Consider the following 13,238-nt stretch of genomic DNA (forward strand, 5'->3'; position numbering starts at 1 on the left):
CAATTCCGCTGAGTGCAGCAAAGAAAGGATTTCAACATTAGGTCCCGACGAAAATTGCATTCCATGGATCATTGGTTCTACCGGCAGGTTCACGATTTAACCCCCGGGATCCCGTCAATATATACCTGCAACGGCTCAACACCGATCTGATCAGCTATGAAGAAGGTTCATGCAGTTTTTCTTTTCCTCTGTATTATTGCTCTGGCAGCCATGCCGGTCCAGGCCTTCACTGCAAAATCCCTCACGATAAAACTGTCCGGTAACGGCGATGCGGAGATGGATATGCAGTATGATCTCTCGTTCCTTGAACAGAGTGCGGTTTTTTTCAGGATTGCCGATCCAGCCGCGGAGCTGAAAAATGCGTTCGATTCCCATTCTGCCGTTCCGGTAACTGTCCCGATGGCGACAGATTCGTCCGCAGTTGTGATTATCCCCTCCTTTGCAGAAACCAGCAGTACTGCCAGTGAAAAGACCACCATGATCACCCCGGCCCTCTCGTTTGAACGGGCCCAGCAGGTGATGGACGAGTACTGGTTTGCCCCCCTCATATCCCCCGACTTCTCCCCGGGAGTCACGACGGTTATCTTTCCGGACGGGCACCGGGATTATTATTATGATACCCTGACAGTTCCCTCTGTGAAACATATCCTGAAAACATGAACCGGCCCGGTACATTTTTTTCGTGACAAAAGAACCCCGACTCCGGATACTTGTGACAGGCTGACGAGTCTTCATCCCCCTTTATGGATTATTTACCCTGAATATATCGCGTGCGAAACAATCTCCTTCCAGTAATCCCCGTCCCCTTCCGCATCGTACCCTGCTGCCACAATCTGGTCCGGGTCGAGATGGGAGAGCGCAAGGCTGATCGATGCCGGGTCCGGGTCAGTGAGATAAATCCGTCTGAGTGTATATTCTGCCGTCAGATCGAAGACAGTTGCCAGCTGGTCCTTTCCGGCTGCAACCTGCTGCTGATGTTCCAGCAGCATCGCCAGCGTGTCGCGATCCGGTGAGGGTGAAAAGAAGAAGACTTTCTGGCGGGCCAGTGCTGCCAGTTCCGCCTCATCCATACGGTCTGCAATAAGGACATGACCGGCAACACCCGTGTCCCTCATCGCGCGCAGAATCGTGCTGTATGCGTCGCAGATTGCAGTACTCCACTCGTCATCATCGTCATAGTGGGAATGGGTAATTCCCAGTTCGTGGGGCGCCGGCATGGCACACCATGCACCCTTTGCCTGTACGACAATCCCGGCAGCATCTTCGATGATCGCGGGGGTATCCGCGTGGATCTCCCCTGTTGCCCTCTTGTCCGTGACACCTGCAAGGCACTGGAAGATCCTATCCCCGTAGAACCTGCCGCCTGCACAGGTAAGTCCTATCCCTGCCGTTATCTGGGGGGCGAGCGACCGCTCGAGCCGGTATGTTACGATATCGGCAATTCTCCCCCGGTGCTCCGCGATCCACTCCGCAAGGCCCGCTATGTCCGGCAGCCCGGGTTCTCCACCGAATGCACGGGTTGCAAGCGTTCGCCGTTTCGCCATATACAGATCTTATTACCCATAAGCATCTAAAACGTAATGATGAATCCGCCACCGCTGCTCGTCACGTGCGGGCTGCCGTACACCAACGGCCCCTGCCATCTCGGTCACCTGCGAACGTACGTCCCTGCAGACATGTACGTCCGCTACATGCGGCGGGCAGGCGAAGAGGTCGTCTTCGTCTGCGGGTCGGACAACCACGGGACCCCGATTGTGGTTTCGGCAGAAGACGCCGGCATCACTCCCCGTGCCCTTTCCGAACAGTACCACCGCCATTTCGACGAGACGTTCAGACGGATGAACGTCATATTCGATCGCTTCGGCATGACTGACGATCCCGCGAACCACCGGCGGGCACAATCGATCGTGTCTCAGCTCGTGAAGAACGGGTACATCTATCGGCAGATCGTCCACCAGGCTTACTGCACGAAGTGCAAACGGTTCCTGCCGGATCGGTATGTGGAAGGGATCTGCCCCCACTGCGGCAAGCCGGCCCGTGGCGACGAGTGCGACCAGGGGTGCGGCAAGCACCTCGAGCCGGGTGAGATCAAGGACCCGGTCTGCCGGGTCTGCGGGACGAAGGCGGAGTTCCGCGACCAGGAGCATTTCTTCTTCCGGCTCTCGGCATTCAAAGACTTCCTCCTCCCCTACCTCGACCAGGTCCGGGGCACGAGCAATGCAAAGAACTACGCCATCGGCTGGATAAAGGACGAACTCCACGACTGGTGCATCACCCGTACGCTCGAGTGGGGTGTGAAGTTCCCCGGCCGCGATGACCTCGTGGTCTATGTCTGGGTCGACGCCCCGATCGGCTACATTGCATTCACCGAGGAGTGGGCGAAAGCGAACGGGAAGGACTGGAAGCGCTACTGGTGCGGGGACAACCGCGTCACCCATTTCATCGGCGGCGACATCATCTACCACCACACGATTTTCTGGCCTGCGCTGCTCCACGGTGCAGGCTACGGCGTGCCGCATGCGGTAGTTGCGAGCGGGATGGTAAAAGTCGACGACCACAAGTTTTCGAAGTCGCGGGGCTACGTGGTCTGGACAAACGACGATTATCTTGACAGGGGACTTCCCGCGGATTACCTCCGCTACTACCTGCTCGCGTACACGAGCCATACCAAGGAGCTGAACTTCGCATGGCCGCTCTTTGCAGAACGGATCAACAATGAGGTCGTCAACATCTTCGGTAACTTCGTGTACCGGACGCTCTACTTTGCCCAGAAGGAGTTCGACGGCATCCCCCCGGGAGCTGTTGAACCTGCGATCATGGCTGAGATTGAAATGACCCTCTCGACCGTCGATACGCTGATGCGGGACTACGAGTTCAAAGGCGCTGTCGATGCAATCATGGGTCTTGCCGCGTTCGGGAACACGTATATCCAGACCAGTGCGCCGTGGAAACTGATCAAGACAGACCGGGCCGCTGCAGCGCAGGTGGTTAAGAACTGCTGCCAGATAGCAAAGGCGCTCGCCCTGCTCATCGAACCGGTGATGCCCGAGACGGCCCAGCGGTGCTGGGCACAGCTCGGGTACTACGACAAAGTGGCAGCGCACCCGCTCCGCGATGCAACCATCCCGGTTCCGGAGGCATGCATCAAGGCCCCCACTCCCCTGTTCGTCAAGATGGAAGAGACGCAGGTGAAAGAGCTCGATGCGCTCCTGCAGAAACGTGTTGCGGATGCGAACAGGAAAGCGGAGAAGATCCCTGTGGTTACCTTCGAGGAATTCCAGAAACTTGACCTGCGGACAGGAAAAGTCCTCTCTGCAGAAGCCGTACCGAAATCGAACAAGCTCCTGAAACTGACGGTCGATATCGGGAGCGAGAAACGCCAGATCGTTGCCGGCATGCAGCAGTTCTACAAGCCCGAAGAACTGGTCGGGAAGGATGTCGTGGTCGTGACGAACCTTGCCCCGGCAAAGATCTTCGGCATCGAGAGCAACGGGATGGTTCTCGCTGCAGGAGATGCAGCGTCCCTGCTCGTGCCGCTGAAGCCGGTGGAACCGGGGACGAAGATACGGTGACCTCCCCGCCCTTTTTTCTGTCGGCAGTGTGATCCCGATGCCCCGCCTCCGCACCATCCTTGAATGGGCTGTTATTCTCGTCCCGCTTCTCACCGTTGCGCTCGTTGTCTGGTTCCTGTTCTTCAGCGGTTCCGCCATCCCTCCGTCCGGCCTGCCCAACGCGACCGGGGGTTTCTACCAGGCGCCTCTCTCCCCGCCGCAGCAGTATTCAAAGACCCTTGGCAATTACCAGTACACACTCACCGCCTCGAATATCTACACCCTCGCCGGCCGGATCGTGGGCCGGCATGAGTATCCGGCAGCCGCGCCGGATGGCATCATAGCTCTCGATCTGGCGGTGGTGAACGGCGAACTCATGAAGAAGGACATCCTTTCTTTCTTCACGTTCGAGATGGGGGACCGGACGCTGAAATACAGTTACGATATACCGACTGCCCTCGGCCTGACCGAAGAGTATATCGATGAACATATCAGCAACAACCACCTCGTGTTCCTGAATGCTACCCTGGAAAACGAAGTGAAAAAAGCTCCCGAGGGAAGCTGTATCATCCTTACGGGAAAACTCATCGATATCCGTGGCGTCTCTCCCGTTAACTTGTATATCATCAACACAAGCACGGTCCGGAATGACGGATACCCGGCGGGCTGCGAGATTATCCTTGTCGATTCGTTCTCGACGGTCAGTTGCGGGGACCGGCGCTGAGCGGTCTGTGCGGGAAAAAACAGGGATGTGCCGCCGGCCTGGTGCATGCCGGGGGCAATGTGCGGTGGTGTGCTGTGGATTGCAGTGTCTTGCTACGAGAGGAGCTCATGGTATCAGGACGACGAGGTCATCGATGCCCGGTCGCGGTGGCGCTGGACGATCGTTGTCGTCCTCCAGTTCTCGCTCGTCGCGACGTCCCTGAACCATCCTCCTGCCGGCATCCGGTGCGGTGTTTCCCGGACGGCGGTGAGTAATCCGTCAAGGACCGGACGTACCGCAATGCCGGTCTTTGTTTCCGAAGTCTGGCTGTTGTTTTCTGTCATGGCCTTTTCTCCGGACCCCCTGCATATACGCCGGCCCCGGGGGGCTCGGAATGTTCAGGAGGGTCCTATCTCCCCGGTTCGCGTATACCAGGATCCGGAAAGAAGGGACGCCGGGGAAAGCGTTCCGGCAATCCCTTCAGAGAGGACATGGTCCTTTACTCGGGGAAGAGTGTATGGCTGTCCCGCGTACTGCCGCGGGACCCACACTCTGATCAGAATGTCAGCTCATGCAGCATAAATATTCAAAAAATGTGCCCGGTCACAGGTTCCCACCATGCGGTTCAACACTTGAACGGGCACAACGGAAAGGATATTAATCGTGGTATTTTCCCAAGCGTTCCGTGGCGGTCATTCCCAGATCTTGTGACTCGTCCCGTATCCCTGTGCGCATTTCTCATAGAACCGCTGGTGGCATTCCTCGGCAGGCCAGAACGTTGTGGCAGGCAGGATCTCCGTCAGGATCGGGCGGTTGCGGTATGGCGCCGATGCTGCGAGCCGGTCACGGGACCTTTCCGCAGCCTCCTTCTGTCCTGCATCATGGTAGAAAATGATTGAACGGTACTGCGGGCCGGTATAATCTCCCTGACCGCCATTCCGGGCGGGATCGTGGACCTGCCAGAAGATATCCAGCAGTTGCTCATATGACACGATAGCGGGATCGAATACGATACCTACGGCCTCAACGTGGCCGGTCGTGCCGCTCTCTACCTGCTCGTACGCTGGTTCGGGCACAACACCGCCGGTGTAGCCGGTCACCGTTTCAAGGACCCCTTCAACCATCCGGAATGCCGCCTCGACATCCCAGAAACATCCCGCGGCAAACGTGGCTTTCTCGTATCTGCCGCTGTCCTCCATGTACGATCAGGTTGGTGTCATACTACTAAAACCGTGCGGAGCAACCTTCATGGAGGTAAAAAAAAGAGTGGATGTGTCGCCGGTTTACTTCGGACCGGTTGCCCAGAAGCTGAGCCACTTGGGCAGCACGAAGATGAACCGGAAGTCCTGGTCGCTGCCGTAGTCGTTCGAGACATACAGCCGTGCGAAGTAGATACCCGGCTCGGCGTAGAGATGGGTCGGGTTCTCGTCCAGTGACTGCGATCCATCACCGAAGTACCAGACACGGTGGGTCGGGTTGTTGAGCGACTTGTCGGCAAACCTGACCGTCATCGGGGGTGTTCCCCAGGTCTTGTCCGCGAACATCACGGCAACAGGCTTCTTGCCGGCGGGGGGCTGGTCGCCGCCCTTGACCGTGATATAGTTGCTCTTGATCTCCATGTCGGAGCCCGCCGCGTTGGTCACCACGAGCTTGACGGCATACGAGCCTGCCGTGCTGTAGGTGAAGGTCGGGTTCTTCTCGGTGGAGTCGACGACCCCGTCATTGTTGAAGTCCCAGCTCCGTTCGGTGATCCCGTCGCCCCTGCTCATGTCCGTGAACTTGACGGTCAGAGGAGCCTTGCCGGACTGCTTGTCAGCCTTGAAGTCTGCGCTGGGTTTCTCAAGCTGGCTGACTTTAATATAGTTCTTCTTGAACCTGGTGTCCGAGCCACCGGCATTGGTGACCGTCAGGCTGACGTTATAACTGCCTTTTGTTGCGTAAACATACTCGGGATTCTTTTCTGAACTGTCAGTGATTCCGTCACCGTTGAAATCCCATGCCCATGAGGTGATGTCCTTGCCAATGGACTTGTCGGTGAACTTCACGGTGAGGGGTGCCGTACCGCTCGTCGGCTTTCCTACGAACTCAGCCCTGGGCTTTGCCGGAACAACCGCCAGGACACTGATATAGTCTGTCTTTGTCGCGGTTGTCGACCCTCCCCTGCCTTTTACGGTAAGCGCAACCGTGTAGTTGCCGGCCGTACCGTAGGTGTGGACCGGGTTCTGCTCGGTGCTGTCAACGGTGCCATCGTTGTTGAAGTCCCAGCTCCAGCTGATCAGGCCGATGCCCTTCGAGTCGTCCGTGAACTGGACGGAGAGCGGGGCATATCCCGTGGTCAGGTTGGCCGAGAAGTCAACGACCGGTGCGGGAACCGCAGAGACGTTGATATAGCCGACCCTGACCGACGTGTTGCTGCCGCCGCCATTCGCGACCGTAAGGTTCACGGAGTAGTTGCCGGCCGTTGTGTAGGTATAGTCCGGGTTCTGTTCACTGCTGTCGACCGTTCCGTCGTTTTGGAAGTCCCATGCCCAGGACTCAACGGTACCGGTCGAGGCATCCGTGAACTGGACCGGGAGCGGGGCGTACCCGCTGGTTATGTTCGCCGTGAAACCGGCAGCCGGTGCGGTCACGGTAGCGGTGATGTACTGCTCCTTTGTGAGCGTGTTCGATCCGCCGGCATTGGTGACGGTCAGGCTGACGTTGTAGGCTCCCGGCACGGAGTATTCGTGTGCGGGGTTCTGTTCATTGCTGTCAACGATACCGTCGCTCTCGAAGTCCCATGCCCATGCAGTGATGCTGTCACCGGTAGATTCATCGGTGAAGAGGACCGCGAGCGGCGCGGGGCCGGAGGTCGCGTTGGCGCTGAAGTTCGCGACAGGTGCCGCGGGGCTGACAACGATATAATCAGCCTTGACTTCACTGGCATTTCCCGCAGTGTTTGATACCGTGAGGTTTACTGTGTAGCTCCCTGCTGCAGCATACACATGCTGCGGGTTCTTGTCGGTGCTGTCAATGGTGCCGTCGTTCTCGAAGTCCCATGCATACGCGCTGATTGCGTCACCGGTTGAGGCATCCGTGAACTGGACGCTCAGCGGGGCAGCTCCCTGGAGTGGATCTGCGGTGAAGTCTGCAACAGGTTTTGCGAGAGGTTCAGCAACAGTGATATATCCGGTCTTTGCCTCGTCATCGGACCCGCCGGGACCCGTGACAGTGAGGCTGACCGCATAAGTACCTGCCGCGCCGTATACATGCGCGGGGCTCTGTTCGGTGCTGTCGATAGTGCCGTCATTTTCAAAGTCCCATGCCCATGAAGTGACTTTCCCTGTTGATTCGTCCGTGAAGAGGACCGCAAGCGGTGCGTCGCCGGATGTCTGGTTCGCAGAGAACGCTGCCACCGGTGCCGGATCGAGGACCGTGATATAATTGGTCTTCACTGCATAGTCCATCCCGCCGGGGCCTGTTACCCCCATGTAAATGGTGTAAACACCCGGATCGTTGAAGGTCCAGGACGGGTTGTGGTCAGTGCTGTCCGGCTGAAGATCTCCGGTGAAGTCCCAGTAGATTGCGGTAATGTCGCCTGTCGACTCATCCGTGAACTGGACGGTCAGCGGTGCAACACCGGAGAGGGGGTTTGCGGAGAACTTTGCATCAGGTGCTGCCACCGCCGGCGTCACCGTGATATAATCGGTTTTTATCTCGTCATCGTATCCGCCGGGGCCGGTTACGTTCAGGGTAACGGTGAAGGTACCGGCATGACTGTACGTGTACACGGGTTCTTTCTCTGTCGAGTCGATGATGCCGTTGCTGTCAAAGTCCCATGCATAGCCGGTGATATCGCCGGTCGAAGCATCGGCAAACCGGACCGTGAATGGTTCTGCACCGCTGGTATTATCGGCAAAGAACCCTGCAACAGGTGCAGGAATGACTGCCTGGGTTACGGTAATGTAATCGGCCTTGGTACTATCTCCATCGCCACCGGTACCGGTCACGACGAGTTTCACGGAGTACGTGCCGGCACTGGAATACGTATATTCGGGATTCTGTTCGTTGCTGTCGACGGTACCGTCATTGTCAAAGTCCCATGCCCATGCGGTGATACCTTCACCGGTTGAGAGGTCAGTGAACCTGACAGTCAGGGGCGCATCACCGCTGGTCGTGTCGGCAGAGAAGTCTGCGACCGGTGCGGGGATGACCGGTGACGTTACAACGATATAGTCAGGTTTTGTGACAACATCGGACCCGCCGTCATTGGAGACGGTGAGTTTTACCGTGTAGGTACCGGGATCGTTGTAGGTATAGCTGCAGTCCCTGGTCGTGCATTCGTCCGTACCGTCATTGTTGACATCCCATGACCAGGACGTGATGTCGCCTGTTGATTCGTCAGTGAAGAACACATCCAGCGGTGCATCGCCGGTCAGCGGGCTGGCCGCGAAGTTACCGACCGGGGGAACAACCTGTGTGTTTGTGGGGGTCGGTGTCGGGGTAGTCGTGGGTTCGGTTACGGTGATGAGATCAGTCTTGGTAATCTCTCCATCGCCACCGGCGCCGGACACGACAAGTTTCACGGAGTATGTTCCGGCACTGGCGTAGGTGTATTCAGGGTTCTGTTCGTTGCTGTCGACGTTTCCGTCATTGTCAAAGTCCCATGCCCATGCGGTGATACCGTCACCGGTCGAAAGGTCAGTGAACCTGACAGTCAGGGGTGCATCGCCGCTGGTCATGTCGGCAGAGAAGTCTGCGACCGGTGCGGGCGTCACACCGGCGACAGTAAAGGACCCGGTTCGGATCGTCGGGCTCATAAGGTCGCCGTTGTCAGCATCCAGCTGTTTTATGGTGACGGTAACCGGTGTCGTACCCGCAGCATCGGCGCGGAGCGTCAGGTTTGCCAGGATAACATCATGGGATCCCGCCCCGATGTTCTTTTCAAGGTCAAGGCCCCGTATTGAGACAGAATCTGCCGGCAGGGGGCCGGTACGGGGAAGGATGACCCAGTCAGGATACCTGACTGCAGTAATTTCTCCGATGTCGGTACTTGTCAGAGTTACGGTCATATCGAACCCGGCGAGTCCGTCGGGAACTTCGTCAAGGATGACAGGATATTCGACCGTCTCTCCGACTGCTCCTGCCGATACGTCCTGCCCGGTCAGCTGGAAAGCCGATGCGGGAAGGACAATAAAGGCCAGGAGGAGCAGGGTCACCAGGAGGGATACAAGCCCGCCCGGTGACCGGCTCTTATTGTGTATGGTATTCATATTACAACTCCTCGTATATCGTGACGATATCGTCAAAGTCCATACGGCCGTTCCCGTTGAAATCAAAATACGGGACCGGTTCGTGTTCGCTGATCCAGTCCATCTGGTCGTACAGGAGGACAATGTCGGCAAAATCCGCCCTGCCGTTACCGTTCAGGTCCTCGTAAAGACCATCACCATCGGAGTCGGTCGGGGCATTCGCCATACCGGGCAGAGGCAGGACCTCTGCCGTGAGGGCGAACTTCTGGATTCGGTTGGTGCCGTACTCGCCGACATAGACATTTCCGGAAGAATCAACCGCAATGCCGGTTGGCGACTGGAACTGGCCGTCTCCCGATCCGATGCTGCCCCATTTTGTGACAAACGTGCCATCGGGCGTGAACTTCTGGACGCGGTTGTTGAAGGTGTCGGTCACATAGACATTTCCGGCATTATCGAGTGCAATACCACCCGGGTACTGGAATTTGCCATCGGTGTCGCCCATAGATCCCCATGTGCCCAGGAATTTCCCTTCAGAACTGAATTTCTGGATGCGGTGGTTGTTGGAATCGACAACATAGATAGTGCCGGAAGCATCGGCCGCGATCCCGGCAGGATTATCGAACTGGCCGTCTCCTGAGCCCTCTGATCCCCATGCCGTGATGAAGGATCCGTCCGGCGTGAACTTCTGGATGCGGTAATTGTACGCATCGGCCACGTAGACATTGCCATCGTCATCAGTGGCAACACCCGAAGGGGATCTCAGCGATCCGTTGGCACTCCCGGCAGACCCCCATTTCGTGATGAAGGATCCATCGGGCGTGAATTTCTGCACGCGGTGATAACTCAGGTCCGTGACATAGATGTTTCCCGCCGGATCGGCTGCAACGCCAAAGGGAGTATAGAACGATCCATTGGCACTGCCGGGGGATCCCCATTTCGTGATGAAGGTCCCGCCGGAGGTAAACTTCTGGATACGGCTGTTCTGCCCGTCGGCAACATAGACATTACCCTCGGGGTCGATCGCGATGCCGATGGGACGGATGAACTGCCCGTCTCCGGAACCCTGCGATCCCCATTTGGTAACAAAGCCGTACGTTTCCGCGGCAGTGACGCCAGGGACCAGCACGAGCAGGAACAGCATGGCTGCCGCTGCCAGGATGGCTCTGTGGTGCGCCATCGGTTACACCTCGTCGTACAGGAGGACAACGTCGGCGAAATCGATCCGGCCGTTGCCATTGAAGTCAAAGAGGCTGAGCGGCTCGTTTGCCGTGATCCAGTCCATGTTCTCAAAGAACGTTACCACGTCATCGAAATCGATCCGGCCGTTGGCGTTCAGGTCCTCAAAGATCCCGTCGGCATCAGTGTCAGTCGGGAGAGCGCCCTGGCCTGGCAGTGCAACCGGCTGCTCCGGAGTCTGCGTGGGAGTTGGCGTTGGAGTCAGTGTCGGTGTTGCACCGCCCGGGAAGGTCAGGTGGACCGCGTTGCCGGCAACCGGCGTATACGGCTCGTACACGGCCGTCACACTGAAGTAGTAGTCCTCGCCCGGCACGAGATAGCCTCCGAAATCGCCGCCATTGTAGTGCTGGGAGGCGTCGAGCGTGGCCGAGGTTACCGTCGGGTCAGAGAAGTAGACCATGTAGCCGTCTGCCGGGTATGCCGGGTTCGGGTTGGCATGAGAAACCACGATCTTGTTGTAGATCAGGTCGGGATCATTGATCTGCTGCCAGTGCACGACAACCTTGTTTCCCGAGACTTCGGCCGTAACCACCGGAGCAGTATGGACCGGCGTGGTGGTCGGTACCGTGGTTACTGGTGTGGTCGGGACTGTCGTGACAATGGTTGTCGGAACCGTGGTGGGTACCGTGGTAACCGTTGTCGGTATGGTGGTTGTGGTTGTAGGTATTGTTGTCGGAACGGTTGTTGGTGTCGATGTCGGTGTCGGCGTCGGGTTCACCGGTGTACCGTCCCATCCGGCGATCCGTGCGAACATATGCCAGGCAGCATAGGCCTTCAGGTTCCCGTTCAGGGCCTGCGTATGTGCAGGACTGCACTGGTACCAGTCGACGCCCTGTGTGTGGCTCGCCTGCCACTCGGTTGCCCAATTATGGGACGAACTGTTCCGCGTATAGTCACAGTTGTCGTTCGCATTCAGTTTCATGTAGTTGACAAGGCCGTCGGGATCGTAACTCTCGATATCGGCAAAGTCATACAGGACCTTGTTATTGGCCCGTGCATATGCGCGGATCTGCTCGTTCCTCTGGTTGAGGTTGCCGCTTTCGCCTGTGCCGACAAGGTGCCCGGTCATGTACACGAATGTCACGCCCGGGTAATCCGACTCGAGCTGGTTCATGAGGTTCAGGTACGTGTTGATATTTGCTGCCGATGTGTCGGCCTGCCCGCACCAGGACCACATGACGACATTGACTTCGGGATGAGCGTTAAGATAATTCCGGGTTGCCGTTGCCCATGAGGTATAATCGGGATTACCGAGATCGCTCGCGCCGCTGAAGGGCGTGTCCCGGAAATCGAATGATCCGTCCCGGAACCTGTACGTTGCACTCCCGTAAGGAGCCCCTGCAAATGTTGTCAGGCCATCCATACCGGTGACGATCTGGCTGCCATGCGATGTATGCCCGTACGCTACGTGGAGCGTCGACTTGGCATTCAGTATCGCGTTGAGCGGTACATCGTTCAGGTGGGTACTTGTGTGATCGATGATTATCGGCTCATCTGCTGCTGCCACGGGGGCGGTTAAAATGCAGACAGTGAGAGCAAGTACCAGGATAAGAAAAAATCTGGTTTTTTGCAAACGGTTCACAATGTTCCTCCGTATATTCGTATTCTGCAACAGAGGAGAGGGAAGGGCAGATACAGGCAGGCGGTGGAAGTGTGCAGACAGATGCCCGGAACCGGGCATCAGGAACCTGACTGTACCGTAGTGCTCCTCGTGCCGTGACCGGCATGTCCCTGTGCGGGCACCCGGTCAACAGAAAACAAACAATGGAAAGTGACATAAATTCGTACGCCGGCACCAGTGCCATGCTCGAACCTGCAGGTTTGGATCTTGATCCCGCGGAATCCCCCGGGTTTAATACAAAAGGCCGGCTTTTACGGGATTTTCCGGGCTGAAATAGAATGAGTCAGGGTGCCTGGCCAGGTTGTCCTGTACCTGAGGATGCCAGAGTGTATGATCCTAAGATCAGGCAAAACCGGATACATTGTGGAGCCTTACTTTGCACAAGCCATCTGTTTTGCGGTAACGAGCCAGTGGAGTTGTCCGGATGGGCGTGTTGTCATGGAGAAATCGCGGATCTTCGCCAGCGCCCCCTTGGTCATGGCAATAGCTGCATCCTCATTGCCGGCGATTATCCGGCTGATGAGCGCGGAGAGGAGCGGTTCGTGGCCGACCAGCAGAACGGCACCCGGATCCGCAAGTTTCCCGATCTCGTGGCAGACTTTATCCGGTGTCCCCCCGGGAGCAAGTATGTCCCACGTGACGAGACGCTCCTTGCCTTCAAGGCACCCGGCAACGATGGCTGCGGTTTCCTGCGCCCTTGCGAGAGGGCTTGCCGCTATCAGGTCAAAACGGAGTCCCTGTGCGGCCATCCAGCGCCCCGCTGCCGCGATCTCCTCGCGCCCTTTTTTCGTCAGCCTGCGGTCCGCATCGGTCATGCCCGGTCCGGTATCCTCGGCCTTCCCATGCCGCAGGATATAGACGTCCATACGAGGAATAACGGACGTGTGAGGATA

General features: G+C 57.5%; 10 protein-coding genes. 3 read left to right on the plus strand and 7 right to left on the minus strand.

The features are described from left to right. Positions 1-156 precede the first annotated feature (156 nt). Complete coding sequence (locus tag A4E33_RS07965) at positions 157-660, plus strand: hypothetical protein (protein WP_292347168.1); 504 nt, start codon at positions 157-159, stop codon at positions 658-660. Between the two features lie 92 nt (positions 661-752). On the opposite strand, the gene A4E33_RS07970 is transcribed toward A4E33_RS07965, so the two are convergent. Beyond that, entirely contained in the window at positions 753-1,544 is a 792-nt protein-coding gene (locus tag A4E33_RS07970; protein WP_292347169.1) for a hypothetical protein, read from the minus strand. A gap of 39 nt (positions 1,545-1,583) precedes the next feature. Between A4E33_RS07970 and metG the strand changes: the two genes are divergently transcribed. Together metG and A4E33_RS07980 are read left to right on the plus strand one after the other, a co-directional pair. Then, the gene (gene metG / locus A4E33_RS07975) at positions 1,584-3,572 is read left to right on the plus strand and encodes a methionine--tRNA ligase (RefSeq protein ID WP_292347204.1); all 1,989 of its coding nucleotides are present in this window, start codon (positions 1,584-1,586) and stop codon (positions 3,570-3,572) included. 37 nt (positions 3,573-3,609) lie between these two features. After that, positions 3,610-4,275, plus strand: coding sequence for a hypothetical protein (locus tag A4E33_RS07980; protein ID WP_292347170.1), 666 nt, complete (start codon positions 3,610-3,612; stop codon positions 4,273-4,275). A gap of 113 nt (positions 4,276-4,388) precedes the next feature. Here A4E33_RS07980 and A4E33_RS07985 read toward each other — a convergent pair whose 3' ends face one another. From A4E33_RS07985 to sixA, 6 genes are all read right to left on the minus strand, one after another. Further along, positions 4,389-4,598, minus strand: coding sequence for a hypothetical protein (locus A4E33_RS07985; protein ID WP_292347171.1), 210 nt, complete (start codon positions 4,596-4,598; stop codon positions 4,389-4,391). A 348-nt stretch (positions 4,599-4,946) separates the two neighbouring features. Further along, positions 4,947-5,453: a peptide-methionine (S)-S-oxide reductase MsrA gene (gene msrA, locus A4E33_RS07990; RefSeq protein ID WP_292347172.1), complete on the minus strand. Its 507-nt coding sequence runs from the start codon at positions 5,451-5,453 to the stop codon at positions 4,947-4,949. Positions 5,454-5,537: 84 nt separating this feature from the next. After that, the gene (locus A4E33_RS07995; RefSeq protein WP_292347173.1) at positions 5,538-9,506 is read right to left on the minus strand and encodes a PKD domain-containing protein; all 3,969 of its coding nucleotides are present in this window, start codon (positions 9,504-9,506) and stop codon (positions 5,538-5,540) included. Between the two features lies 1 nt (position 9,507). Next, entirely contained in the window at positions 9,508-10,665 is a 1,158-nt protein-coding gene (locus A4E33_RS08000) for an SMP-30/gluconolactonase/LRE family protein (protein WP_292347174.1), read from the minus strand. A 3-nt stretch (positions 10,666-10,668) separates the two neighbouring features. Continuing rightward, entirely contained in the window at positions 10,669-12,231 is a 1,563-nt protein-coding gene (locus A4E33_RS08005) for a hypothetical protein (RefSeq protein WP_292347175.1), read from the minus strand. 485 nt (positions 12,232-12,716) lie between these two features. After that, positions 12,717-13,211 (minus strand): phosphohistidine phosphatase SixA, encoded by a 495-nt coding sequence (sixA, locus tag A4E33_RS08010; protein ID WP_292347176.1) that lies wholly within the window; start codon positions 13,209-13,211, stop codon positions 12,717-12,719. Between the last annotated feature and the right edge of the window lie 27 nt (positions 13,212-13,238).

The organism is Methanoregula sp. PtaB.Bin085, assembly GCF_002067035.1.
Taxonomy (GTDB): Archaea; Halobacteriota; Methanomicrobia; order Methanomicrobiales; family Methanospirillaceae; genus Methanoregula.

Coding starts and splice junctions, on each gene's coding strand:
- A4E33_RS07965 (WP_292347168.1), top strand. CDS start 157: ATGAAGAAGGTTCATGCAGTTTTTCTTTTCCTCTGTATTATTGCTCTG.
- A4E33_RS07970 (WP_292347169.1), bottom strand. CDS start 1,544: ATGGCGAAACGGCGAACGCTTGCAACCCGTGCATTCGGTGGAGAACCC.
- metG (WP_292347204.1), top strand. CDS start 1,584: ATGAATCCGCCACCGCTGCTCGTCACGTGCGGGCTGCCGTACACCAAC.
- A4E33_RS07980 (WP_292347170.1), top strand. CDS start 3,610: ATGCCCCGCCTCCGCACCATCCTTGAATGGGCTGTTATTCTCGTCCCG.
- A4E33_RS07985 (WP_292347171.1), bottom strand. CDS start 4,598: ATGACAGAAAACAACAGCCAGACTTCGGAAACAAAGACCGGCATTGCG.
- msrA (WP_292347172.1), bottom strand. CDS start 5,453: ATGGAGGACAGCGGCAGATACGAGAAAGCCACGTTTGCCGCGGGATGT.
- A4E33_RS07995 (WP_292347173.1), bottom strand. CDS start 9,506: ATGAATACCATACACAATAAGAGCCGGTCACCGGGCGGGCTTGTATCC.
- A4E33_RS08000 (WP_292347174.1), bottom strand. CDS start 10,665: ATGGCGCACCACAGAGCCATCCTGGCAGCGGCAGCCATGCTGTTCCTG.
- sixA (WP_292347176.1), bottom strand. CDS start 13,211: ATGGACGTCTATATCCTGCGGCATGGGAAGGCCGAGGATACCGGACCG.